Raw genomic sequence first — 23,307 nt, forward strand, 5'->3', positions numbered from 1 at the left:
TCGCCGCCTTGCCAGCTTGCGATGACCGAGTTGGTTGTGCCCAAGTCGATGCCTACAGCAGTTGTCATGACTCAATTCCTTTCGATCGGCCCGGCCGTTGAGCAAGTGCGATTCCGCCCGCAACTTCGCTCGATGTCGGCAAGGACTTCGTAGTTCCCTGGTTTTGGCGAGTGGATTGGGTGAAGTCACGGAGACCGAGCAGGGCGCCGATAACGGCGCCCGACACCAATCCGTGGATGGCGGGCGTGAGGCTCGTGAGCGGCCGAGGGTAAGGGTTTCCGCCACTGTGCTTTGACATCACGCCCCTCAGCGTTGATGTTGTGGGGTTCGCCGGGCCTGTGTGTACTGACAGGGCCCGACCGCCGGTCAACCGGTTGAGCTCACGAACCACCCAGCCATGATGAGTCTTTTCGTCCACCTAAAGGGCGTCAACAACATTCGCCTGATGGGCGGGGCGCAACGGGGCAGTGGCGACCACACCTGCCCTTGATCGAAGATGCCCGCCGGAACCCGATCGAAGCGGCCATCGCATGAAACTCCGAGTATCGGCTTCGACACGAAAACTCGAGTGTCGGCCGCTACTGCGGTACGTCCACACTACCGCAGCGCATGCAAAAGGAGAACTCCCTTTGCGAAAGATCGTCACAGTCAGTGAACAGCAGCTCCGTTGAACCCGGACGAGATTCATTGTAGTTCTATCGAATCTCCTTGTGACAGAAAGGTAATGAGCCACTACTGGTCGGTTCCAATTGGTTGCGAGTAGGTGGCGCACACCCGCGTGCTGCACGGTTCAACGTCCCGTTCTGTGGCTGGTCAACAGACCGCTCAGGCGGGAGCTATTGCAATTCAACATGTTTCGGCCACCATCACTACGGGACTTACGTGGTTCTCGTCTATTCCTGTGCTACATCCTTTGGCAGGATTTCGATCGAGGGGTCGGTTTGCTCTCGCCCCCGTGGTGGCGCAGGTGTGCCAGGTCTGGCCGTGGTTGTGTTCGTCTCGGCTCGGAGCCGCCTCAGGGATGCAGTACGACTTTGGTCCAACCGTCGTCGTGAGCGTCGAAATGCTGGTAGCCGGATTCGGTTTCGCCGAGCGGGCTTGGCCGGCGTCAATTCACCTGACGCGCGGATGAAACAGAGCTCACAGCGCCGCCACGGCCGCCTCGGCGACGGTCTTGTCCTGCTCCCCGGTGCCGCCGCTGACGCCGACAGCGCCCACGACCTGGCCGTTGTGCCGCAGAGGCACACCGCCTGTGAAGATCATGATGTGTCCGCCGTTGGAGGCGTGTATCCCGTAGAACTGCTCGCCCGGGCCCGCGTTGGCCGCGAGGTCCTCGGTCGAGACGTCTAATGCCCGCGCGGTGAACGCCTTGTTGATCGAGATGTCGATGCTGGCGATCCAGGCACCGTCCATTCGCACGTGAGCCACGAGGTTGCCGCCGGCATCGACCACCGCAATGTTCGACGGCGACTCGATCTCGGTGGCTTTGGCCTGTCCTGCGGCGATGATCCGCTGCGCATCGTCGAGGGACACCGAGGTCTGGTTCACGGTCATGACGCACCTGCCCCGAGCTTCGCGAACTGCTCGACGATGGCCTGACGGAACGCAGGAAGGTCGTCGGGCGAGCGGCTCGAGATCAGGTTCCCGTCGATCGCGACCTGTTCGTCTACGACTTCTACTCCTCCGGCCCCGTCGGCAGTCGATATCGCTATCTGCTTGCCCTGCAGTGGAATTGGCATCGTTGTGCTCCTCTCGGTTCTGGCCGTGTCAGGGATGCAGGACGACTTTGGTCCAGCCGTCGTCGCGAGCGTCGAAGTGCTGGTAGCCGGATTCGGCTTCGGCGAGCGGGAGTTCGTGGGAGATGATCCAGGAGGGCTTTGCCCGGTCTTCGTGGATGAGGTCGCGCAGTTGCCGGTTGTAGTGTTTGACGTTCGCTTGTCCGGTGCCGATCTTCTGGCCCTTGAACCAGAATTTGCCCATGTCGAAGGCGATCTTGCCGTTGCGCTCGAGTTCGTCGGGGCCGTTCTGGTCCTGGGGAAGGAAGATGCCGACCACCCCGATGTGGCCGGTGAAGCGCACCGAATCCACGAGCCGGTTCATCGTCATGGCGGCGTCCTCGTGGCCTTGCGGGTCGTGTGCCTGATAGCCGACGCACTCGCACCCCTTGTCTGCGCCTTTCCCGTTGGTCTGCTCGAGGACCTGCTCGACGGGGTCGCCCTTCGAGTCGTCGATGGGGACGACGCCGATCTCTTCGGCCAGGCGTAGCCGGTCGGGGTGACGGTCGACGATCATCACCTTGCTCGCTCCCTGGATCATCGCTGAATACGCGGCCATCAAACCGACTGGGCCAGCGCCGTAGACCACCATCGAATCGCCGGGTTGCATGTCGGCCAGGCGGGTGCAATGCCATCCGGTCGGGAAGATGTCCGACAGCATCACGTAGTCGGTTTCCTTGTCCTGGGCATCCTCGGGCAGTCGCAGACAGTTGAAGTCGCCGAACGGCACTCGCAGATATTCCGCCTGTCCGCCCCAGAACGGACCCATCCCCGCGAAACCGAATGCAGCGCCGGCCATCTTCGGATCGGGGTGCACCGTCAGGCAGAATGCGGTCAACCCTTCCTCGCAGTTTCGGCAGAAGCCGCAGCCGATGTTGAACGGCAAGCACACTCGATCCCCTGGCGATACTTTGACCACTGCACTGCCGACTTCGGCGACGATGCCCAAGTTTTCGTGACCGAGGACCATTCCGGGCTCCAGATCGGTGCGGCCTTCGTACATGTGTAGATCCGACCCGCAGATGTTGGTGCTCGTGATCTTCACCAGCACATCTGTCGGATTCTCGATCCGCGCATCGGGCACGTCCTTGACGTGGACCTCTCGAGGCCCGTCGTATACAAGCGCTTTCATCGCGGCACTCCCTTGTCTTGTAGCTGCGGCTTTCCGGTTGATCTCGTCGGCCGCAGGCGTCCACGCGTGAGCGACCGACCGAATGAATCGTGCTGTTCGGGGAAGGTCCACGGCGCGCAGAAGTGAAGACCGCACCAAAATGTCGGCGCACCAACATTTTTCCTGCCATCGACGCAACTGCGGCTGCATCCAGGCATCGCATTCCCTTACCATGGAGTCTCCTCCTTCGGCTCCACGATCGCTAGGGGGTTGGGATCGGTTTCCTCGAACGGTGGGTTTGGGTACCTTCCATTAACCGATGGATGGTGTGATGCTTGACAGTGTTCACCACCTCGAAGAGGAGATCCGATATGGCCACCAAGGCGCTGCTGGTCCGACTTGAAGCGAAGCCCGGCAAGGAAGAAGCGGTCGAGGAATTCCTCCGATCGGCACTGCCGCTCGTCGAGCAGGAGCCCGGCACGAAACCCTGGTTCGCGGTGCGGTTCGGGCCCTCGTCGTTCGGCATCATCGACGCATTCCCGGACCAAGTTGCCCGCGAGACACATCTCAATGGTCCGGTCGGCAAGGCCCTCGGCGAACGCGCCGACGAACTCTTCGCCGCGCCGCCCGAAATCAGCTACCTCGACGTTCTCGCTGAAAAAGTCTGAACAACCGACTGGAAAATGTCTTGTCGATGCCGGTCACATTCGGTTGTGAATACAGTTGTGCCACAGCCATACCCGAATCACGGTAGCTTTGCCGGCGTGCGCGGCTGTGGCGTACTGTCCGTCGCTCGCTTCCACCCAGGTATCGGTAGATCACGAGCAGGGACTCAGTCGAGTCAACTCGCTACCCGTGTAGGAAGAGCATTTCAAACTCGTTTCATTGCAAAGTGTCTCGAGTTTGAGGTGACCTTCCTGGAGTGAAGTAGGACTCCTTGTTCTTGGAGGAGGGCTTAGTGGAGCACCACGGATCATCGAGCAAGGACGATTGGTGCTAGTCCTGTTGGAAAAGATGGTCATAGACGATGGCAAAGGTGAGGTCGGATGGATTCACCATCACCGTGCGCCGGTCACCGACCTGGGGTGGCACGTTACCTTTGGGCGCCTCGCAGTCAGCGTCGAACGTGTCCAAACCCGGGCCGCTGATACGGACGGTCAGTTCGGCGGTGTCTTGGCCCTCGTTGAGGTCCCGGATGCGGTTGACGGCGAAAATTTCTGCAGTCGCTGCGATACCGACGGTCCGGAATCGCTTTCCTCCCAGCGCCATCCATAGGTACTGACTGCAAGCCCGATTCCGATCGGGAAGGTGAAGACTCCCCACTACACGGCCGGTCGATCGAGTACGTCAACATCCCGGCGGCGAACCGATGAGTTCGACCTGCCGCGGTTTGTCCGTGTTCTTGTTGGACAAACCGACACCCTAAGTGAGGGGGTGGTTTTCGGGTGGCTGTTTCAGGATTGAAAAGCGGTGATGCCGCGTCCCCGTGTGGTTGGCGTCGGAGCGGTGTGAGCCCGGATTGCCGTGGACTGAATATTGTTGCAGTCGTTAGCTGTTCGCCGTTTGATGCGATCTCGTTGTGTGCGGTTTTGTTGGTTGCCGACCATATCATGTTGCCGTTGTTGCAAAGCGCCAGTAGGTGTTTGTTGGCATCAACGATGGCTGAGGTTGGAAACGACATGGACGATCTCCGCTGGCAAAGTATGTAAGGGGTGGTTGGTGCCCCTTGGAGCGCTCGGAATGCTCGTGGGAAGTCGCGGCCACACCTGTTGCCACAGAACCATGGCGATAGGTCACCTGTCGGGTCGGTGCCTGGTGCTGGAAAGGTTCGAACCTAGTCAACAGTTTCCGTCGGCAGTCACTCCCGGTCCTCGACACACTGGTGAATCCTGACACCCCGTGCCTCGTTCGTAGCTCTGTTGCTAACGGTTTCATCCCGTCGAGTCCAGGGAGAGGGGCAGTGTTGACCGACTGCTGGTGGATTGTTCTCAGCTGTCGAAAAGGCCATCTTTGCCCGGAATTTCAGCGCCAACTGTCGCGTAGTTTTTCGAAAGTCGCAGGTTGATCTGACAAATAGATCGGAATCTACAGCCGCCATCGCCTGAAGGTTGGACAAGAATCGGTCATGGTGGGATTCGGGGCGAGCACCAGCGATTATGTCGATGTTGGGCGGCTGCCGAGCGGTTACGGTGTTTGTCGAATCAGTCTCGGAGCCCGACGAACATCCGGCCACGACAAGTGCGACCGTAGCGAGAATCGCAACAGAAAGGATGGGTACGCGGCGACTGTCACGCTGGACTCCGTTTCCTCGGTTTCGCGAGAATTGCCAGGACAACCGGCTCTCAGAATTCACTCTGAGCCACGAGATGCCTGTTTTCGATACCTTCCGCCAGAGAGTGAGCCCGGGAACGCGCGTTGGTGAGCAGCGCTCTGCGGGGCGGCAAACTGAAGGGGCGTCAGCACCAGCTCACCCGAGAAGACGTACATCCCTTGCGATTTTAGAGACCGGCCAGCCCACAAATCGAAGTTTCGCCAGGTCGATCACCACGAGTAACGATCAGTGCCAGCATCTTTCGAACGCACCCAGCTCGACGATTCCGGTGTCACTGCAAAGCCGAGAGAACCGTGTCGACCCGACCACGGAGTGGGCCGTCAAGCTCGACAACTACCAGGGAGTCACACACCTGCATCGGATCGGCGTACACCAAATCCAGCAACGCGTCGTTCACCGCGCGCTGCAGCTCCGGCATCCCCACCGCAGGCAACTTCTGCACTGTTTCGACGGTAATCGGCACCACGACCAGCACGTCGAGAGTACGTAGCGCGGACCTCACAATCGCCGCCTCAATTTCTGCCTCCGGATCGACACCACACGCCGACAAGTACGCCAGGAAGTCGAGCGGCGTGCGATCGAATACAACACCAGAAGAAGGTGTAGTCAGCAATCGCAGTGAACGACGAAGCTGCGCACGGTAATCATCAGCCGAGGGTGGAAACTCGAACTCGCGCCCCTCCTCTTCGAGCACGAAATACGGTTCATCGACCCGAATGTGTCCCGCGAGGCGGCCACACAACTCGTCGACCAGCGTGCTCTTGCCGGTCCCGTGCGGGCCGGATACTCCAATACGCATTAGTGGGGCCCTCTCGAAGAAAGTTACGGAACTACCCGTCAGTTGAGCACCCGTCGACCGCCGGCTCGATACCGACCCCTGGATGCCCCGACCCGCCACCAATTCTCGTTGCACCTCGGTCGAGTCGTACTGAGGGTATCGAGGTGAGATCGGATCACCGTGGTGATCTGCTCGGAGTCGGTGGGCATCTTCGACGACTGCCTGCCCTCGGAAGTGGGATCTGCTGAACTGATCGTGCATCCCGAGAGCAGCACTGCTGCAAGGGCTCCGCCGAGGAGGATCGATTCCACCGATCGCCGGCGGTAGTGGTTTATGGGTGGATTCACCGAAACTCCTTCATTCGTGAACATGTTGCGCCCGGAAAGTCATCCAGCCGTCGGTCAGAAGACAAACGCGGCGGACAGCAGAGCAAGGCTGAGGACCGCGGTGGCATTGGCGGCGCGAACAAAGACGTACTGCTCCGCATCCTCGGCGCCGAGACACAGCGGGGTCAGCTGCAAGGCCAGCGACAACATCCCGGTGTCGTGTGCACCGAGAGCGAACAATTGTCGAGCATCCATCAGCGGTATCCAATCCCGTTGCAGTCCAAAGGAACAACGAGCTCGTCACATGCGCGAACGTAGACTCGGCGAGAGTTCTCCGCACCAGCGGCCGAACTCCTGAACCGAGGATGCAGTCGAGAAGCTGCAGGGGGAGATTTCAGCATCTGGTGAGGACTCCCCGGCAAAATGCGACACAAAACGTCGCTACCTCAGGTTCGGGTGGTTGGGCCGAATCGCAATCCGCGGAGCAGTCGGCGGTAGGAGAAGCGGTCGTCCCAAATGCGAAGCAGGCCGTTTGCGAATGTGTAGTGGCCGTCTACGTCGAGGTGCATGGCAAACCATCCGATGCGGATGATCTCTCGTCGCCGGGAGGACACGGTGTTGTGGTCGGTGGTCATCGTGAGCACTTCCACGACCTCGTACCTGGTGATCAGGCGAGAGACGATCGTGAGCGCCCGTTCGACGCGTTTGCTTCCACGCACGCTGGGCAGGCCGGTGTTGCGCCATTCGATGTCGGGATCGACGAGTGCGCGCACGGCATCGGCGTCCATTTCCTCCAGTGCGATCAGCAGGTCCACCACCCGCGATGTCAGTTGATCGTCGTTCAACAGGTACTCCGGTCGTCGGGAATTGTGTTTTCTCATCGGTGGATTCATGTGGTGACCGTCAGGCAGGGACTGTTGCTCCGCGAAACGCACAGGAGCATCTTGCCGGCGGCGCGCTCGGCTGGGCTCAACGAATTGTCACGATGATCGACGTCGCCGTCGCTGACGTGGACCATGCAGGTGCCGCAGAAGCCCTGACGACATGAATAGGGGGCTTTCGGGTTCACACGCAGCACCGCGTCCAGTGCGGTCTGGTCGGCGGCGACATCGATGACCTGACCGGTGCGAGCCAGTTGGATGCGGAAGGGTCGTCCATCGACGACCGGTGCGGCGGAGAAGCGTTCGGCGTGCACTTCCACACCGGGCTCGTTGCGCACACTAGCTGTGATCAGGTCCAGCATCGGGACCGGACCGCAACAGTAGATCGCGTCGCCGCTGCGGACATTCGGCGGGAGAAGATCATTCGCTGCGGGTAGGCCGTATTCGTCGTCGGTGCGGATGGTGACCCGATCACCAAACGGCGACAATTCCTCGAGGAACGGTAGTGTGCGGCGCTCGCGACCGACGTACATCAGCGACCAATCCAGGCCCATGCGCTCCGCCTCGCGGACCATCGGCAGTATCGGTGTGATGCCGATGCCACCCGCCACGAAGTGAACGCGCTTCGCGCGCTCGATTCGCCCGGGTTCGACGAACCCGAATGCGTTGCGTGGACCGCGAACGCCGACGACGGTACCGACTGGCAACTCGTCGTGGACCTCGTTCGATCCGCCGCCACCATCAGGAATCCGGCGTACCGCGATCCGGTAGCAGCGTCGATCGGCGGGATCGCCGCACAGCGAGTACTGACGTACCCGTCCCGAGGGCAGGTACAGGTCGAGGTGTGCCCCGGGATACCACCGTTCGAGGTCGCTGCCGTCAGGTGCTCGCAGTTCGAGACTGACCACGTCGTTGTCGGTGGCCACCGTCGTGCGCTCCGACACCGTGAGCGTTGTCTTGTACTCGTCGATCCGGTTTTCCGGTGGCTCGTCGCGATGAATCAAGACCGCCAACTTGACCTGCGTGGAGACCAGGACATCCAGAATGCGCAGAATCGAGTCGCGGCGCTTGCCGCGACGTAGGTCGACCGGGATCTCGCGGGGGGCCGGCCACCGCTGTGTGAGTTCGGGCGCGTTGGGTGTCATGTGTTGACCCGCTTGGCCGCTGGCGATTGCGCGACGTAGGCGAGGGCCTGGGCGGTGGACCCCACACCGTCGGGGTGAAATCCCGGCACGAACGTCGACACACCGCTCCAGAACCATTTCGATACACCAGGCACCAGTCCGCGGCGTCCGGCGCGGACGAATTCCAGTAGCAATCGTGGATAACCGATGTTCGGCGTGTTGGGGTCGTTGCGACTCAGATACATCGCAGCACGGAGCAACCACCCCAAAAAGATTGGCCACGTGATGATCATGGAGATACAGCGGCGAAAGTAGCCGACTCCGAAGTACGTGGCGACCTCGTGTGCCACGGCACGATGCTCGACCTCTTCGGCCCCATGCCACCGATAGAGGTCAAGCATCTGCGGATCCGCGCCGAATTTCTCCAAGTCCGCGTTCAACGCCCAGTCGCCCACGAACGCGAACATATGCTCCGAAGACGCGCAAATCCCGAGACGCTCGATCAGACGCTGCCGGATGGCCCGCGGATCGGGGTCGTCACCGACGCCCAAAGTTCTACGGAAGAAATACTGCATCTGGCGGTTGAACGGGGCCGGGTCGATCCCGTGCCGTGTGAACACCTGATTCATGACCTCGTCATGCGCCTCTGCGTGCAGCAGTTCTTGACCCATGAAACCGAGCATGTCCTCGCGAAGCTTCTCGTCGTGCACGTCCGGGAGGGCCTGCTCGAAGGCCTGGATCATCATCCGTTCGCCCTCCGGGATGACGAGGTTCATCGAGCTGAGGAGGTATGAGGCGATCGGCTCGTTCGGCAACCACACCAAAGGCGCTTTCTCCCAGTCGAAATCGACTCGCCGCGGACGGATCGCTACCCGGCCGGGCGGTGCGATCGGACTCTGTGTCAGTCCACTCGTAATTCGCATGACCACTCCTCATTCATAAGTACGCAGCAGTACTTATGAATGAGCATGGCGATCTACCCTTGGCTTGTCAACACCGGACTACGAAGGGTTGGACGAGAGATCCAGTACCCGTTCAAGGAAGGACATGATCGGCGCATGAAGATTCATGTACGAATTCGACCCGTCAACCACCTGGCGGTAGAACAACTCGTTGCAACCGCCGATCGCCGCGAGAAACACTTCACGCCCCGGGGCTTCTGAAGACTTGGACGAGTAGCCGACGAGCAATGCATCGGCGAGCAGTTCCACGTACTCGTTGCGCTTCGCCACCCCGGCCGGGCCGGCCACAGGTAGGTCCACCACCCAGGCTCGTACGAACTCCGGTTCGGACGAACACGTCTCGAGATACTTCTCGATGACAGCCGAAAGCTGTTCGTGTAGAGATAAATTGGCGGTCGAGCTTTGTGTCGAGGTGATGTTGGAGACGATCACCTCGATGCCGGCGTCGATCGCCGCGATCAAGCACGCTTCTTTGCTCTCGAACTGCTTGTAGAAAGCTTGACGAGACACCCTGGCACGCCCGACGACGTCGGCGATCGTGGTCGAGGCGATCCCCTTCTCCGCCGTCGACGAGATCACCGCACGCAGAATGCGATCGCGTTGCGCGTCTTGGACCTCGTCCACAGCCAGTCGGCCGCGGCCACGCGGCAACCCGGGGAGGTCGCGATCGAACGATCCAGCCAGCCTGCGCATACCGAAATCGTAGCCCGCCTGGCGCCATCGGTTCTCTCGCTCACCACGTCTGTGGACCAACCGCCATGCGAGTGGACCGATGTCGAGTGGAATTGCCCCCGTGGTGCTCTGAGGCAATCTCCCATCGCGACACGGTTGCGTCCAGTTCGTCGTTTCTCCGTGGTGGGGCTGCTCCCTGTGACGAGTCCAGCCGTGGTGCGGCGGAGGGCATCGAAAAGCCTCCTGCATCGACGAAGGCCGTCCGCTGTATTGCATGGTCGTGGAGTGTTGCCTCGTGGAGTGTGAGCACGGGTGTGACACAAGCGTTCAGGCCGTCGAAGACCTCGACCCAGGCGTCGCGATCGTGTGTGGCGAAGGTTCTGCCGAAGCGTTCGGACAAGTCGTCCCAGTTCGATTGGTCCCAGCGATTCGGCAACGAGGCGGGATCCAATCCGAGTCCGAACACGAAGCGGTCGTAGTACACGTCTTCGAGGGCCCCTACCGCCATGTACCTGTGGTCTGCGCACTCGTACGCGCGGTAGAACGGGGCAGATCCGTCGAGGAGGTTGGTTCCACGACGGGCTGACCAGCGGCCGGCATGCTGCCACGATCGGACGAGCGCAGTCAACGAACTGGCGCCGTCGACCATCGCTGTATCCACCACCTGGCCTCGGCCAGTGCGTTCTCTTTCGTGCAGCGCGGCAAGTACTCCTACGAGCAGGAACATCGATCCGCCGCCGAAGTTCCCGACGTAGTTCAGCGGCGGTGACGGCGGCCCGGAAGCCGGTCCGAGCTGTTCGAGCGCGCCCGAAAGCGCAAGGTAGTTCAGGTCGTGCCCGGCTTCTCGGGCCATCGGTCCCTTCTGGCCCCAGCCACTCATTCGGCCGTAGATCAGCCCCGGATTGTCCTGCAGGCAGATCTCGGAGCCCAGGCCGAGCTTCTCCATCGTGCCGGGCCGAGAGCCCTCCATCAGGACGTCCGCTCGGCCGATCAGCCTGCGCACCTTGGCGAGATCTTCGGTCTTGGTCAGATCTGCAGTGAGTTCGGTCCGCCCCCGGAGCATCCCCGCATTCGCATCGTCGATTCCGTCATCTGCTCCCATCGAGATGGGGCGCACGATGCGCACGACATCGGCGCCAAGATCTGCCAACATCAGACCGGCGTGCAGTAGCGGCCCTATGGCCTCCATTTCAATGACCCGGATACCCGACAGCGGCCCGCCGTGCACTCCGCCGGTGGCTTCTTCCTGCATGATCACCCTCGCGCGGTCGGAGTCGGGACCGACTCGGAGCGTGCCGGCTCGGTACGAAAATCTGCCGGGTCGACTCGGTAGGTCATGGCCCAGTAGTCGTTGATCCGCCACGGAAGGACCGACACGACGCGACCGTCCGGGTTTCGGTACCAGTTCTCCATTGCCGGATGGGTCCAGACCATCTGTGCGTGCTGTCGGTCGACGGCCTCGTTGTATCGATCGTTGACCTCGGCCCGGCACTCCATCGCGCCGAGGTTTTCCGATTGCATCAACTTCAAGGCATCCATGATGTAGCGGACCTGACATTCCAGGATCGTGATGAAGCTCCCCCCATGTCCCAGGCCGGTGTTCGGTCCGGTCATGACGAAGAAATTGGGGAAGTCAGGAACTGTGATTCCCAGGTAGGCGCGCGCGTCGTGCTCGCCCCAGATTTCTCCGGTGGACCGGCCGGATCGACCGACGATGTCCATCGGGTAAAGAACGCGCACACTGTGGAAACCCGTCGCCATGACAATGACGTCCAGCTGGTGCTCGACGCCGTTCGTGTCGACGAGTCCAGAAGGTGTCAGGGCGTCGACTCCGTGGGGCACCAGTGTGACGTCGGGCTTACGAAGCATCGTGAACCAGCCATTGTCCAGCAGCATTCGCTTACCAAAGGGTGGATAGTCCGGAAGAGATGCCTCGATCAGATCTGTTCGATCACCCAGCTGATCGCGGAGATAGCGTTCGTAGAACTTGCGATGACCATGGTTGGTCGCATTGATCGAGGCGCTCGGCTCTGGCCAGTCGGGGTCGACCTGGAGGGACGAGTACACCTTGTCGTTGAAGATCCACGACAGACGCGCCCGGTACCACTCGCGATAGCCGGGGATGTTGTCCATCAGCCAGTGGACGCCGTCGTCGATGGTCGTGAAGTAGTCGTCGTTCGGTGCGATCCACTGTGGTGAGCGCTGGAAGATCGTCAGCGATCCGACACGATCCGCGATGGCCGGGCCGATCTGCATAGCACTGGCTCCGGTACCGACGATGCCCACTCGCTTTCCGCGGAGCGACTCGGGATCGTCGAGCTCGTTCGGCCACTCGGCGGAGTGGAAGAGGCGACCACGGAAGGTCTCGATTCCCGGTAGATGCGGGATCTTGGGACGATTGAGCAGACCGACCGCGCTGATCAGGATGGGAGCCTCGAGGGTCTCCGGCGCCTCACCTGGTCGCTGGACGGACACACGCCAACTCTGTTTCGACTCCTCGAACTCGGCGCGCGTCACCTCATGGCGGAAGCGGACATTGCGCCGGATGTCGTTGGCCTCCGCAAAGTCCTCGAGATATCCCTGAACCTCGTCGCGCTTGCCGAAGTGGGTCGACCAGTTACGAGGGAACGACGAGATCGAGTAAAGGTGGCTCGGTGTATCAACTCCGGCGCCCGGATAGCGGTTCTCCCACCATGATCCGCCGACGTCGTCGTTCTTCTCCAGGATCACGTGAGGGATTCCAGCGCGGGTGAGCTCGACGGAGGCCAGCATCCCCGCGATGCCGGCTCCGATCACGATGGCGTGGAGTCGCTCGTCGCACTCGGCGGTGGCAGGCTTGATCTGCGGACCATTGACTATCTCCGCCATCATCGGCGCGAAGTCCGGCGGCACGGTCTCGCTGCAGGTGAAGTTGAGGATTCGCTCGACTTCCGAGCTGTCCAGCGTCCGCCGGGACGGCTCGTCCAGCGTCCACCAGCGTTCCACTGCGTCGATCAACGCGCTCCGGATTTCGGACTGAACTTCCTCCGGAAGTCCTCCCGTGGAGTTGTCATCCATGCCCCGACTGCGCGTGGGTTGATAGCGGGGTGCCACCCACCGCTCATCGGCGGTCAGCTCCAGCAACACGGCGAGCATGGTCGGAACGTTGCCCCGTAACACCGCCGAACGCAGGTGGTCACGGTCCAGGTCAGTGACGATAGTCATGTCATGCAGGCTAACAGCGGTTAGCGACACAACCAAGTGTGATTTCGATATTCCCATTGTTGCTTGGAAACTCTGCTTGACCCGCGTGGATGCCGATGACAGTATGAGCCACATCATACTAACCGCGGTAAGCATTCAGGAAGTTGAGGAACCATGGATCTGTCGACAAGTGTCGAATCGGATGCCACTGATGTGCGACGGAGTTCAGGTCCGCTTGTCCGATCCCTCACAGCGACCCAGTCGTCACCGCTAGGGCGAGCGACGTTGGGCGACCAGCTACGCCGCCACTCGCAGAGTCGATACTCGAAGCCGGCGATCGTGTCGTATGCCCCAGGTGGTCGACGCACCGTGACCACCTACGGTGCGCTCAATCAGGATGCCAACCGGGCATCCCACATGTTCCTCGGACTCGGTGTTTCCCGCGGTGACCGGGTCGCCGTGATGGCCCGCAATCGCGTGGAGTCGATAGTCGCCTACTACGGTGCTCTCAAAATAGGGGCGGTGTACTCCGGCATCAATGTCCTTTTCGGACCGAACGAAGTGGCTCAACAGATCGGGCACCTCGAGCCCGCGGTTGTGGTCGTGGCCGCGGAATTCCTGCCGGTACTGGAAGTAGCGCTGGCGGGACTCGGTACCCGCCCCGAAATAGTTGTTCTCGACAGCACGGACGAGTTCGGCGGTCACTGCTTCGATCAACTCCTCGAGTCCTCGTCGCCGACAGAGCCGGATTGCGATGTCGACGAGCACGATCTCGCAATGATTGTGTACACCAGTGGAACCGAGGCGGCTCCGAAGGGCGTCATGCTGCCGCATCGCAACTACCTGGTCTCCACCGCACCTGCGTACACGTGGGGACTGCGATGCCTGGACGATGACGTCTGGCTCTACGTCATGCCATTCCACACCATTGCCGGAATCGGCTCCCTGACCTCGCTCCTGCTATTGGGAGCGACGCTCGTGCTCCCGGCCAGCCTCGCGCCTGCCGACGCTTTGCACATGATCAAAGCGGAGCAGATCACCGTCCTGGCTCAAACCCCGACGTTCTTCATCTCGCTCGCAGATCATCCTGACTTCGGTCCTGAGACTGTCGGGACCATCCAGCGCTGCCTGACCTATGGAGGTCAGGTCTCGCCGCGAACGGTGGACGCATGGCACCACGCGGCGCCCGCATCGGTGTGGGGCACCTACTGGGGTCAGTCCGAGTTGACGCAGTTGGGCTCCGTCGGCTGGTTCAAGCGACTCGAGGACATTCCCGATCAGGATCCGACCTGGATCGGCAAGCCTGTAGGCCATCTCGAGGTCAAGGTGGTCGATGCCGACGGAAATGAAGCAGAGCGAGGTGAACTCCTCTGTCGCACGCCGTCGGTGATGCTGGGTTACTACAAGGATCCCGAGAAGACCGCCGCTGTCCTCGACGGTGGTTGGGTCCACACCGGCGACATCGTACGTCGCGATTCGGAGGGCAACATGTTCTTCCTCGATCGCAGCAAGGACATGATCAAGACGGGCGGCTACAACGTGTCCTCGCAGGAGGTCGAGCGCGTACTACAAGCCCACCCCGAGGTGTCGCGCGCCGCCGTCGTGGGACTTCCGGACGAATACTGGTCCGAGGCGGTCACAGGCTTCGTCATCGTCATAGACGGCAGCGACCTCACCGGCCAGGAGTTGCGAGACCACTGCAAGACCGTGCTCGCAGGCTATAAGGTTCCAAAGGCGATCAAGATTGTGGATGAGCTGCCCACGGACCCTCAGGGGAAGCTGCTCAAGAGAGAACTACGCCGCCTGTATGCAAAGGACTGAAACGCTGAACATCGATCCTGCCAGCAGCGCGACACCCGGATCCGGTCGATCACGGCTTGAAGGGCTCCCAAGCAGACGTGACGACATACTGGCCGCGGCGGCCGAATACTTCGCTGATCAGGGCTACCACTCGGCAGGCATGCGTGGCATCGCAGATTCGGTGGGAATCAAGGGCGCGAGCCTCTACAACCACTTCACCTCGAAAGAGGAGATCCTCTACGCGATCGCGCTCAAGATGACCCGGGACCCGGTCGAGGAGCATCTACTTGTCCTCGACGAGACTGGAACTCCGGTCGAGCGACTCACCTCGCTGATCGATGTTCATCTGCGGTATTTGGCGATGAACAGGGTCGAGCATCTGGTAAGCCTACGAGAGATCTCGGCGCTTACCGACGAACACCGTATGAGGGTGCTCGAGTACCGCAAGTACTACCAGAGGCGTGTGCGCGATGTGATTGCTGCCGGGGTCCGCGCCGGAGAGTTCGAGATCGCCGACCCACAGCGTGCGGCTGTTGCGGTGCTCGACCTCATGAATGGCGTGAGCTGGTGGCTTCGAGACGACCACGATATCGAGGCGCTGGTGGCAACCTACGTGGATTACATCGTCGTCGGAATTCTCCGTCACCGTCCCGGAACGCAGAGTGGTAACGGCGGTACGCCCAGCTGACGGTTACGCCCGTTCAGCCCGAAAACAAGTGATCCCCCTCCACCCGACGTGGAGGGGGATCACTTGTTTTCGAGCTCGATCAGAGTGCCCGCCGCAACAAAGGAACCAAAGCATCCGGATTCGCGATGGGGTTCGGATTGGTCCCGCACCAGATGTCCTTGAACGTGTACGTAGCCAGACTGGGGAGGTCGTTTTCGGTCAGCCCGACTTCTCCCAGCGATCTCGGCATGCCGAGCCGCCGGATGAGCGAGTCCGCCAACTCGTGTGCGGGCGTTTGCGGCGCACCCAAGGACGCACTGATCAGCGCCTGGCGATGCTCGTTGACTTCGCGGTTGTACTCGAGCGCGAAGGGCGCCATGACGCAGGAGGTGTACCCGTGTGGGACGTTGAACGAACCGCCGAGTGCATGCCCGACGGCATGGCTGACGCCCATGTCGAGGCCTGCGACGATCGCGACCATTGACGACCACGCACCGACCTGGCACATCAGCCGCGCATCCACGTCGTCGGTGTTCTCCTTCACTCGGACGAGTCCTTCGGAGAGCAGTCGTATGGCATTCATCGCCATCCCGTCGTAGTACCCGTTCGATTCGAGTGAGCCCAGGGTCTCGAAGGCGTGGTCCAGTGCGCGAACCCCGGTCGACAGCCACAGCCACTCCGGAGTGTGCAGCGTGAGTGCAGGATCGAGGATGACAGCCTTCGGGGTCATCGCCGGATGCAAGTAACCCTCTTTGACGTTGCTCGTCTCATCCGTCGACCCGGCCAACGCGTTGAACTCACCTCCCGCCAGGGTCGTGGGCGCCACCACTACCGGGATCTTCGGGGCGGAGAAGGTGGGGGCGGTCACCGATGTGTCGGGATTGACCTGCAGGTGGTAGGCGTCCATTTGTGATGCTTCGCGAACTCCGTGCTCCAGAGTGATTGCAAGGATCTTCGCCAGGTCCGTCGCCGATCCGCCGCCCACGCACAACAGCATGTCCGGATCGGCGTCGGCAGCAACTCGGGTGGCAGCAATGACGTCTTCGCGCGGTACATGAGGTCGAACCGCATCGAACAGTCCCACGAATCGATCACCCAATGCCTCGATCACCCGAGCGATCTCGTCGGTCTGCGAGTTGAGCGTCCCGCTACATACGACGAAGACTCGGTTCGCCCCGAGCAACTCTGCTTCCTGGGCCGCGGCCTCCGCGACCGGAGCGCCAATGCGGACTCTCTCCATGGACGGCAGAGAGACAAGTGATGACTGCACGGCAATACCATCTTTCTTTCTTGATCCTCAATCCACCACGACGTCGTCAAGAGCGCTCAGCTCTCGCTCGGTCTGTTCAGGAGTGGGATAGAGCGTGGATCCGGCGCTGGGAAATGTCTCGCACCCCGTCGCAGGCTAACAGTGGTTACCCTATAGGAGATTTGTGGCGCACGCCACAATCGTTTGTCTTTTGGCCAGCGGAACCAGAGGGCGAGGTTAGTCCGTGGGCGTCAATACTGACTTGATCTGCAGTTTTTCAGAAATCTTCATGGCTCTCGGCGGCGCGCCGTTGCATCTCCAGTGGAGGGCGAGAATCGGTTACGGTGGATTCGATCCCCAAAAGGTCGAATCACCTAACCGCCGATTGCCTAATTTCGGGAACAGCTGCGTGATGACGCCTGGGTTGAGTACTGGGGCTGTAGTCATCACTGACACTCTGGTGACGGACGCCGAATCCAGTGCGGCACCCTTCCCGACACTCAGGTGCATGGTGTCGACGGCGCGGCATGCATCGACTTCGCCGTGGAGAAACGCCTCGAACTCGCCTTGGTCGGAACAGCGGCACTGAGGTGAACAATTATCGCGAGGCGTGCCGCGGGCCGATCCCGCTGCAAAGAGACTTTGCATATCGGGGACGAAGGTTCTTCTTCCGAGATTCACTCCGCCGAAGCTGACCATTGCAGTCGGTCCGGCAAAGTTAGTCGAGACCCTCTGCTTCTGCTGGGGCTTCGAGACTGGGCATACCCACGGTAAATCCGCTGCTGTCGTACGACGCGAACTGTTTTTTCGACTGGATGGACCGTCAGCTCGAGGACATGATTTCGGGGTTCGATTACCTGCGTATCGAAAGGAGGTGCTGCGTTATCTGCGTGAGCAAGGGGCCCCGAAGAGCAGATCACGATGATGTTGCGTCACTTCGGTTCTAAGAGCGCGGTGTCACATCGGCAACCGCCTTTTCTGCTTGCCGTGCCACCCTCGCCGGAGGCCCTGGTCGTGTCACTCGCCCTCGATCAATGGATCTTCCAGTTCGAGAAGCGCGACCTCGTCCGGATGCAAGTTTTCGTTCGGATCCACGGATCGGGTCAACCGATCGTTCGGACCCAATTCGTCTGGCGCCTGGATGATTTGAAGACCTCGTGCCAAGATCTCGACTCGTCCACGGTTCTCGTTGCTCGTGAGATCTGCTGCGAAAGCAGCAGCTACGGCGTCGCGTGCCAGAGCCTCCGCCAGGTCCCAATCATGGATGTAATCCTCGACCGAAAGGTTCGCTTCTCGCCGGCTCAGCGCGGCCGAAGTGCATCCTTGAAAGTAGAGAGCGACCAACTCCTGAGCACCGTCCCATTCCGCCTCCAGGCCGAGGGCTACCGTGTTCTCCCGCAACGCGGATCGAAGGTCGAGCGCGTCAGCTGCTCTCATCGGGGGTGACGCGCGCACCTTGCTCACGTACTCCTCGAACCCGATCGCGGCGACAGTCCCGACGACATCGATTACTGCGGGCCAATTCGGCCCCAGATGGCTGCCGAGGTCGACGTCCGTGATGGTTGTCGACTCGATGTGTCGGACAAGCGAATCGAGCGAACGATCTGCGTCGTCGTAGAGTCCATCTCGTTGCGCCTGACGAAGCCACTCCGCTTCTGCGACTATCGCATCTCCGGGAATCGAACCGGCGTTCTCGAAAGCTTCATCAATGGATAGCTCAGTACCGACAGCGACTTGGGGCCCCCAAGCCGCTCCGTTGACTCGCAAGAGCTGCGCAGCAGTCTGTACCACGTTCGTCAAACGAACCGACGCGTCAGAAGAGCGACGCAACGTAGCTGCATCGGGCCTCGACGGGATGGGTTCACACGCTGGATTGTGCCGTCCACGTTCCGCTTTCGTGATGGTCTCTTCGATATTCGCAGAGGATGGGCGTGCAGCGAAGATCTTCGATACACCGATAGCACCAGCAGTAGCCACAGCGATGATCAATCCCGCTGCAACGAATTTCGCCCTCCGGGTCGGTACCGCATGCATGCTCTTGATTCCCCTTCGGTGTGCCCCGGACGATGCGAGCGAAATATCGGATTCTATCGCGAACGCTATCGGGCTCGTGGGACTTCAGTATTCGGTCAAGCGCAAGATTGTTGCGGGGATCGTAGCGCCATAGGGACTAGGTGCCTTGAAAGGGTTGTGAGACGACTTCGACGATCGCACAGTCGGGACGGGCGCGCCGGGCTCTCGTCCTTGCTGTATGCAGTCGAAGCCAAGAAATGTCGGGGGACGTAATGGGGGGAGCTGCTGTGGGCCGACGGTGATGTTTTGGTAGCCCCATGGCCACAACGTCGAGTAGATCGTGTTCGGTGCCGATCGAAACCTTGCGGTTGTTACTCTGATGACCGCAAGCAATTCGGAGTACACCTCCTTTCCTCGTCCTGACGTCAATGATCGTCCGGATGCACCCGAAACGATCGAACGGCGATGACAAGCCGCGAGGCGATCGCGAAGAGCTCACCGTCACCGCACGACGCATCGAGGACGAGGTATCGGCGGCATGCGGGTCGACGAGCGCAACGGCAGGGGTCATGCGCGAAGGACTGGCCGACTGTAGCGCTCAGCGGGTTCGGACGTAGTCAGGCGCTGACCGGGTCCAGGAGGCCGGTAAGCCGTCCGGCAATCAGTGCTTCGGCCTCTGTGACAATTCGTTCCACCAATTCACCCACTGTGGGGATGTCGTGAATCAATCCTTGCACAGTCCCAGCCGTCCAGATGCCAGCCTCCTGGTCGCCGCTGTCGAACACCGCTCTGCCCCGCGCACCGGCAACAAGATGTCGAACGTCTTCGAATTTGCCACCACTGGAGAGAATTTCGACAACTTCTCGGCTGATGCTGTTGCGTGCTACCCGTGCGGTATTGCGTAGTGACCTGAAAATCAGTTCCGTGTCGACCTCCGAGGCAGCGACTATCGCCTCTTTGATGTTGCGGTGAATCGGAGACTCCTCGGTGCACATGAACCGGGTACCCATGTTGATGCCGTCGGCGCCGAGCGCGAGGGCCGCCACTAATCCTCGCCCATCGGCAAATCCACCGGACGCGATCATGGGAATGCTGATCCGCTCTGCTGCTGCAGCGATGAGGACGAGACCCGGTACGTCGTCTTCCCCTGGATGCCCGGCACATTCGAACCCGTCGATGCTGATGCCGTCGACGCCGAGGACTTGGGCTTTGACCGCGTGGCGGACGCTGGTGCACTTGTGGAGAACCTTGATGCCTGCGCCGTGAAAGTGCGGCAGATGGGGCGCGGGAGACGATCCAGCTGTCTCGACGACTTTCACTCCGCAGTCGATGATCACGTTGCGATACTCATCGTAGGGCGGAGGTGTGATCGTCGGGAGGATTGTGAGGTTGACCCCGAAAGGTTGATCGGTGAGCTCGCGCGTTCGGGATATTTCTCGGGCAAGATCGTCAGGTGTCGGCTGTGTCAGGGCAGTGAGCATGCCGAGCGCGCCGGCGTTTGCAACTGCCGCTACGAGTTCTGCTCTCCCCACCCATTGCATGTCGCCCTGCACGATTGGGTGGCGAACTCCGAATGTCTCGGTAAATGCGGTGGTCAGCACTGGACATCTCCTCGATGGTGCATGGCTATCTGTTTGTCAGTTACGTTGGTGCAAAGTCAATTTCGACCCGAACGGCGCATTCAGCGCGTCGATGTTGTCCACTCGTTCAAGGCCGGAACCTGTGAAAGTTCAGTTCGTGCCATCGGAGGTTCGGCGCGATAGGGCATGGCAGGCGTCAAATACTGTTCGCCATGTTCGTTGGTGCCGGGGATGAAGGTACGGTTCGCAATCACATCGTCGGCGCAAATTACCTGGTCGTAGTCACGCACAACTGCGGCAACCACTCCGGCCGCAGTGAGATGCTCTACTGCCTCAGCGGCGCTGCGATGGCAAAGCTGCTTCTCGATCGTGGCGACGAGGTCAACACGGTTTTCCACGCGCAGCGCGTTGGTGATGAACCTCGGGTCGTCGGCCAACTCGGGTAGGTCGATCGCCTTGCACAGTTCAATCCAGGCTTGCGGTTGGTATCCGCTGATCACCAGCTCGCCGTCGACGGCGCGAAAGACGTCTGCCGCCGGTGCGACGCTTGGTTGTCCGTTCCCTTTGCGACTCATGGGCTTTCCGGATACCTGCCACTCGATCCAGTTGGCGGTCTGCAAGTGGATTGCGACGTCCAGCAGGGAGACTCGGACGGACGATCCTTTGCCGGTGCGCTCACGTCGAAGTAGCGCTGCCAGTGCCGCCTGCGCGACGACATAGCTCGTTGCATGGTCTATGACCGGTGCGCCCACACGTTGCGGTGGGCCGTCAGCCTCGCCCGTCACCGACATCAGTCCGCTCTCTGCTTGCGCAGCGATGTCGAGCCCGGCGCGGGTAGCGGACGGGCCTTCCGCCCCGTACCCGCTCACCGAGACGGCGATGATTTCCGGTCGCAGGCGTTGGAGTTCGGCAGAGGAGAATCCCAATCGATCGAGGGTTCCCGGGCGAAGATTGTGCAGCAAGATGTCACTCGATGCGATCAGATCCCGAGCTCGCTGCAGATCGGCGGAGTCTTTGAGGTCGAGGCAGATTGAACGCTTTCCACGGTTGTACCCGTAGAAGATGCCGCGCGCGTAGTCGGCGTCGATTTGTCGGGCCGGTTCACCACCTGGAGGCTCGAGCTTGATGACCTCGGCGCCGAGATCGGACAACTGCTGCCCGGCGCTGGGTATTGCGATCAGTTGACCGATCTCCACTACTCGGACACCTGCCAACGGCAGGTCTACTTCGTCGGTCATCGAATGATCTCCACATGAGGCGAAGTGACATCCTCAGCGGGCTCCAGGCAGCGCGCCAACAAGATGCCTTCGGTGTGGTTGCAGGGGTTCAATCGATTTCTGTCTCCTTCTGCTCCCCCGATTCGGATTGTCACGGTTCCATCGTCATTGCGCTCGAAGTGTGCGTCGTTGAGGTTGACGGTGTGGTCGCGGTACTCGAAGGACTCGAACCAGTGGTTGTACAGCATCACTCCGAAGTAGGTGCAGTCCGGGAGAGTAAATGTAATATCCACGGCAGTAGCGTCTTTCAGTGACCACCAGCCGGCAATGTATTGGTTGGAGCTGGTGCCGTAGAAGTCTCCCCACCCTCGTTGCTCCGAGGTCACGCGAATCGCGTTGGGAGACTGACTGAGTGTTTCGATGAGCTGAAGACTGCGTCGAAGGCTCACGTCCATGCCACGAGCAAGTTTCGTGAGGCGCTGGGCCAGCCACGCCGTGTCGAGATCGGGGCGTGCACCAGGCGGCGGACCGAGGCGCTCGATGTGGAGAACGGGATCGATCTCCGCGTTACGCGTCTTGTGATACACACGCACTACAACGTCGAAGCAGCGCTCATCCAGCCGAATACCGCTGCGCCCCTCCAGCTCTTGTGCGACGAAGATCTCGAAGTTGCCGTCCGCGTCACACACCTTGTCGTCGATGACGATGTTGTCGGCGACCCGGTCGGTCCCAGACGCGCCCACACGATTGGCGAGGACGGCGACGTAGGGCACTGTGCCACGGTTACCGTGAATGCGATATGTCTCGTTGGGGTCGATCATCGCAGTCCAGTAGTCGACGTCGATGCCGTCTCCCCAGAACTTTCGCATCGGTGACATCAGGGTGAAGAGTTCAGGCCGGAGCACGTCTTGGCGCTCGATGTTCATCTCGGCGAGATATCCGAACAGGCGAAGTGCGTGCCGTACACCTTCGGCGCTGTCCAGCAGCGATCCGGTAGCGGCAGCTGTCGAACCGAATGTCGCAAGGCTGTCGGTGACTGCAGACCAAGCCTCGGTGAGCTGCCGGCGATCGTGCTGGGACTCGGATTGTGTTGACTGGTCAGCGAGTTGTGTCATCTTTTCTTCTCTTTCGTGGTAGACGAACTGGATTGTGTATGGGGCGTTGGTCAGCAGAGGGGGTCGAAAGGAACGTCTGCGTCGGACTTGCCCGAGGTCTGGTTGTTCACCCATCTGACGTTCTGGGTCCATCGGTCGGCCGAAATCTGCACAGGCCAGAGACTCTTCTGCGAAGCCCACACCTGGTTGGCTTTGTCAGCAGGAACATTCATTCGCTCGGTGAGAAGTTGAGCTCCTGCTTGCTCGTTCGCAGGATCGGCTATCCACCCTGCTGCGGCCTCGAGCGCCGCACACACGGGGGCAGCAGCATCGGATTCAGCGAATGTGGCTGTCGTGACGAGCACCGTGCCCAGGCCGTATGAACTCACGCCGTCAGAGCCCACCGGGTCTACTTCTGTAATCGCCGTCATCGGAATTCCTTGAGCATCGAATACGGCCTGGCTGGCAGCGGTGAGAACGGCGGCATCTATGTCGCCCTAATCGGTAGTTGGGATAGGAGCTGACCCCGTATAGGGACAGTTT

General features: G+C 60.8%; 22 protein-coding genes and 1 pseudogene. 4 read left to right on the forward strand and 19 right to left on the reverse strand.

What is annotated here, in order from left to right:
* Positions 1-1,140: 1,140 nt before the first annotated feature.
* The 3 genes and pseudogenes from YH3_RS34345 to YH3_RS34355 all read right to left on the reverse strand — a co-directional run bounded on the left by YH3_RS34345 (position 1,141) and on the right by YH3_RS34355 (position 2,907).
* The gene (locus YH3_RS34345) at positions 1,141-1,554 is read right to left on the reverse strand and encodes a heme-binding protein (RefSeq protein WP_054188355.1); all 414 of its coding nucleotides are present in this window, start codon (positions 1,552-1,554) and stop codon (positions 1,141-1,143) included.
* A pseudogene (locus YH3_RS34350) lies at positions 1,551-1,682 on the reverse strand (DJ-1/PfpI family protein); the annotation flags it as partial. The gene YH3_RS34345 and the pseudogene YH3_RS34350, both read right to left, overlap by 4 nt.
* An 85-nt stretch (positions 1,683-1,767) precedes the next feature.
* A complete protein-coding gene (locus YH3_RS34355; RefSeq protein ID WP_007735558.1) occupies positions 1,768-2,907 on the reverse strand; it encodes a glutathione-independent formaldehyde dehydrogenase in 1,140 nt (379 codons plus the stop codon).
* A gap of 350 nt (positions 2,908-3,257) precedes the next feature.
* Between YH3_RS34355 and YH3_RS34360 the strand changes: the two genes are divergently transcribed.
* Positions 3,258-3,554, forward strand: coding sequence for a putative quinol monooxygenase (locus tag YH3_RS34360; RefSeq protein WP_007735559.1), 297 nt, complete (start codon positions 3,258-3,260; stop codon positions 3,552-3,554).
* A gap of 328 nt (positions 3,555-3,882) precedes the next feature.
* Here YH3_RS34360 and YH3_RS34365 read toward each other — a convergent pair whose 3' ends face one another.
* The 10 genes from YH3_RS34365 to YH3_RS34410 form a co-directional block, all read right to left on the reverse strand.
* Positions 3,883-4,155, reverse strand: coding sequence for a hypothetical protein (locus YH3_RS34365; protein WP_020971353.1), 273 nt, complete (start codon positions 4,153-4,155; stop codon positions 3,883-3,885).
* 1,334 nt (positions 4,156-5,489) lie between these two features.
* Entirely contained in the window at positions 5,490-6,017 is a 528-nt protein-coding gene (locus tag YH3_RS34370; protein WP_064445142.1) for an AAA family ATPase, read from the reverse strand.
* A gap of 38 nt (positions 6,018-6,055) precedes the next feature.
* Positions 6,056-6,343: a hypothetical protein gene (locus tag YH3_RS34375; protein WP_154100419.1), complete on the reverse strand. Its 288-nt coding sequence runs from the start codon at positions 6,341-6,343 to the stop codon at positions 6,056-6,058.
* 54 nt (positions 6,344-6,397) lie between these two features.
* Complete coding sequence (locus tag YH3_RS34380) at positions 6,398-6,577, reverse strand: hypothetical protein (RefSeq protein WP_054188352.1); 180 nt, start codon at positions 6,575-6,577, stop codon at positions 6,398-6,400.
* Between the two features lie 191 nt (positions 6,578-6,768).
* Entirely contained in the window at positions 6,769-7,203 is a 435-nt protein-coding gene (locus tag YH3_RS34385; RefSeq protein WP_238592797.1) for a limonene-1,2-epoxide hydrolase family protein, read from the reverse strand.
* Positions 7,204-7,211: 8 nt separating this feature from the next.
* Entirely contained in the window at positions 7,212-8,348 is a 1,137-nt protein-coding gene (locus YH3_RS34390; protein WP_064445145.1) for a PDR/VanB family oxidoreductase, read from the reverse strand.
* Entirely contained in the window at positions 8,345-9,250 is a 906-nt protein-coding gene (locus tag YH3_RS34395) for a metal-dependent hydrolase (RefSeq protein ID WP_064445146.1), read from the reverse strand. Before YH3_RS34395 ends, YH3_RS34390 begins: the two co-directional genes overlap by 4 nt.
* Before the next feature lie 78 nt (positions 9,251-9,328).
* The gene (locus YH3_RS34400; protein WP_020971347.1) at positions 9,329-9,982 is read right to left on the reverse strand and encodes a TetR/AcrR family transcriptional regulator; all 654 of its coding nucleotides are present in this window, start codon (positions 9,980-9,982) and stop codon (positions 9,329-9,331) included.
* Positions 9,983-10,022: 40 nt separating this feature from the next.
* On the reverse strand, positions 10,023-11,213 hold the full coding sequence (locus YH3_RS34405) for a CaiB/BaiF CoA-transferase family protein (RefSeq protein WP_064445147.1): 1,191 nt from the start codon (positions 11,211-11,213) through the stop codon (positions 10,023-10,025).
* Positions 11,214-11,215: 2 nt separating this feature from the next.
* The gene (locus tag YH3_RS34410; protein ID WP_064445148.1) at positions 11,216-13,165 is read right to left on the reverse strand and encodes an NAD(P)/FAD-dependent oxidoreductase; all 1,950 of its coding nucleotides are present in this window, start codon (positions 13,163-13,165) and stop codon (positions 11,216-11,218) included.
* 153 nt (positions 13,166-13,318) lie between these two features.
* Between YH3_RS34410 and YH3_RS34415 the strand changes: the two genes are divergently transcribed.
* Both YH3_RS34415 and YH3_RS34420 read left to right on the forward strand, forming a co-directional pair.
* Positions 13,319-14,965, forward strand: a complete 1,647-nt coding sequence (locus tag YH3_RS34415) for a class I adenylate-forming enzyme family protein (RefSeq protein WP_238592798.1) — start codon at positions 13,319-13,321, stop codon at positions 14,963-14,965.
* Entirely contained in the window at positions 14,952-15,632 is a 681-nt protein-coding gene (locus YH3_RS34420; protein ID WP_064445149.1) for a TetR/AcrR family transcriptional regulator, read from the forward strand. The genes YH3_RS34415 and YH3_RS34420 overlap by 14 nt, the downstream gene beginning before the upstream one ends.
* Positions 15,633-15,711: 79 nt before the next feature.
* Here YH3_RS34420 and YH3_RS34425 read toward each other — a convergent pair whose 3' ends face one another.
* Together YH3_RS34425 and YH3_RS34430 are read right to left on the reverse strand one after the other, a co-directional pair.
* Entirely contained in the window at positions 15,712-16,881 is a 1,170-nt protein-coding gene (locus YH3_RS34425) for an iron-containing alcohol dehydrogenase (protein ID WP_024487884.1), read from the reverse strand.
* Positions 16,882-17,877: 996 nt separating this feature from the next.
* A complete protein-coding gene (locus tag YH3_RS34430; protein ID WP_064445150.1) occupies positions 17,878-18,894 on the reverse strand; it encodes a hypothetical protein in 1,017 nt (338 codons plus the stop codon).
* Positions 18,895-19,313: 419 nt separating this feature from the next.
* Between YH3_RS34430 and YH3_RS36375 the strand changes: the two genes are divergently transcribed.
* A complete protein-coding gene (locus YH3_RS36375) occupies positions 19,314-19,490 on the forward strand; it encodes a hypothetical protein (protein WP_156511704.1) in 177 nt (58 codons plus the stop codon).
* Here the strand turns inward: YH3_RS36375 and YH3_RS34440 are convergent, their stop codons facing one another.
* From YH3_RS34440 to YH3_RS34455, 4 genes are all read right to left on the reverse strand, one after another.
* Positions 19,491-20,474, reverse strand: coding sequence for a nitronate monooxygenase family protein (locus YH3_RS34440; protein WP_064445151.1), 984 nt, complete (start codon positions 20,472-20,474; stop codon positions 19,491-19,493).
* An 80-nt stretch (positions 20,475-20,554) separates the two neighbouring features.
* Positions 20,555-21,691, reverse strand: coding sequence for a CaiB/BaiF CoA-transferase family protein (locus YH3_RS34445; RefSeq protein WP_064445152.1), 1,137 nt, complete (start codon positions 21,689-21,691; stop codon positions 20,555-20,557).
* Entirely contained in the window at positions 21,688-22,785 is a 1,098-nt protein-coding gene (locus tag YH3_RS34450) for a hypothetical protein (RefSeq protein ID WP_064445153.1), read from the reverse strand. The genes YH3_RS34445 and YH3_RS34450 overlap by 4 nt, the downstream gene beginning before the upstream one ends.
* Positions 22,786-22,835: 50 nt before the next feature.
* Positions 22,836-23,195, reverse strand: coding sequence for a hypothetical protein (locus tag YH3_RS34455; RefSeq protein WP_238592799.1), 360 nt, complete (start codon positions 23,193-23,195; stop codon positions 22,836-22,838).
* Positions 23,196-23,307 lie beyond the last annotated feature (112 nt).

The organism is Rhodococcus sp. YH3-3 (assembly GCF_001653035.1).
Taxonomy (GTDB): Bacteria; Actinomycetota; Actinomycetes; order Mycobacteriales; family Mycobacteriaceae; genus Rhodococcus_F; species Rhodococcus_F qingshengii.

Excerpts from the sequence above, each read along its gene's own strand:
- YH3_RS34445 (WP_064445152.1), bottom strand. The coding sequence starts at position 21,691 with ATGACCGACGAAGTAGACCTGCCGTTGGCAGGTGTCCGAGTAGTGGAG.
- YH3_RS34355 (WP_007735558.1), bottom strand. The coding sequence starts at position 2,907 with ATGAAAGCGCTTGTATACGACGGGCCTCGAGAGGTCCACGTCAAGGAC.
- YH3_RS34400 (WP_020971347.1), bottom strand. The coding sequence starts at position 9,982 with ATGCGCAGGCTGGCTGGATCGTTCGATCGCGACCTCCCCGGGTTGCCG.
- YH3_RS34365 (WP_020971353.1), bottom strand. The coding sequence starts at position 4,155 with ATGGCGCTGGGAGGAAAGCGATTCCGGACCGTCGGTATCGCAGCGACT.
- YH3_RS34390 (WP_064445145.1), bottom strand. The coding sequence starts at position 8,348 with ATGACACCCAACGCGCCCGAACTCACACAGCGGTGGCCGGCCCCCCGC.
- YH3_RS34450 (WP_064445153.1), bottom strand. The coding sequence starts at position 22,785 with ATGACACAACTCGCTGACCAGTCAACACAATCCGAGTCCCAGCACGAT.
- YH3_RS34385 (WP_238592797.1), bottom strand. The coding sequence starts at position 7,203 with ATGAGAAAACACAATTCCCGACGACCGGAGTACCTGTTGAACGACGAT.
- YH3_RS34360 (WP_007735559.1), top strand. The coding sequence starts at position 3,258 with ATGGCCACCAAGGCGCTGCTGGTCCGACTTGAAGCGAAGCCCGGCAAG.
- YH3_RS34405 (WP_064445147.1), bottom strand. The coding sequence starts at position 11,213 with ATGCAGGAAGAAGCCACCGGCGGAGTGCACGGCGGGCCGCTGTCGGGT.
- YH3_RS34370 (WP_064445142.1), bottom strand. The coding sequence starts at position 6,017 with ATGCGTATTGGAGTATCCGGCCCGCACGGGACCGGCAAGAGCACGCTG.
- YH3_RS34345 (WP_054188355.1), bottom strand. The coding sequence starts at position 1,554 with ATGACCGTGAACCAGACCTCGGTGTCCCTCGACGATGCGCAGCGGATC.
- YH3_RS34420 (WP_064445149.1), top strand. The coding sequence starts at position 14,952 with ATGCAAAGGACTGAAACGCTGAACATCGATCCTGCCAGCAGCGCGACA.
- YH3_RS34380 (WP_054188352.1), bottom strand. The coding sequence starts at position 6,577 with ATGGATGCTCGACAATTGTTCGCTCTCGGTGCACACGACACCGGGATG.
- YH3_RS34395 (WP_064445146.1), bottom strand. The coding sequence starts at position 9,250 with ATGCGAATTACGAGTGGACTGACACAGAGTCCGATCGCACCGCCCGGC.
- YH3_RS34410 (WP_064445148.1), bottom strand. The coding sequence starts at position 13,165 with ATGACTATCGTCACTGACCTGGACCGTGACCACCTGCGTTCGGCGGTG.
- YH3_RS34430 (WP_064445150.1), bottom strand. The coding sequence starts at position 18,894 with ATGCATGCGGTACCGACCCGGAGGGCGAAATTCGTTGCAGCGGGATTG.
- YH3_RS36375 (WP_156511704.1), top strand. The coding sequence starts at position 19,314 with ATGCACCCGAAACGATCGAACGGCGATGACAAGCCGCGAGGCGATCGC.
- YH3_RS34455 (WP_238592799.1), bottom strand. The coding sequence starts at position 23,195 with ATGACGGCGATTACAGAAGTAGACCCGGTGGGCTCTGACGGCGTGAGT.
- YH3_RS34415 (WP_238592798.1), top strand. The coding sequence starts at position 13,319 with ATGGATCTGTCGACAAGTGTCGAATCGGATGCCACTGATGTGCGACGG.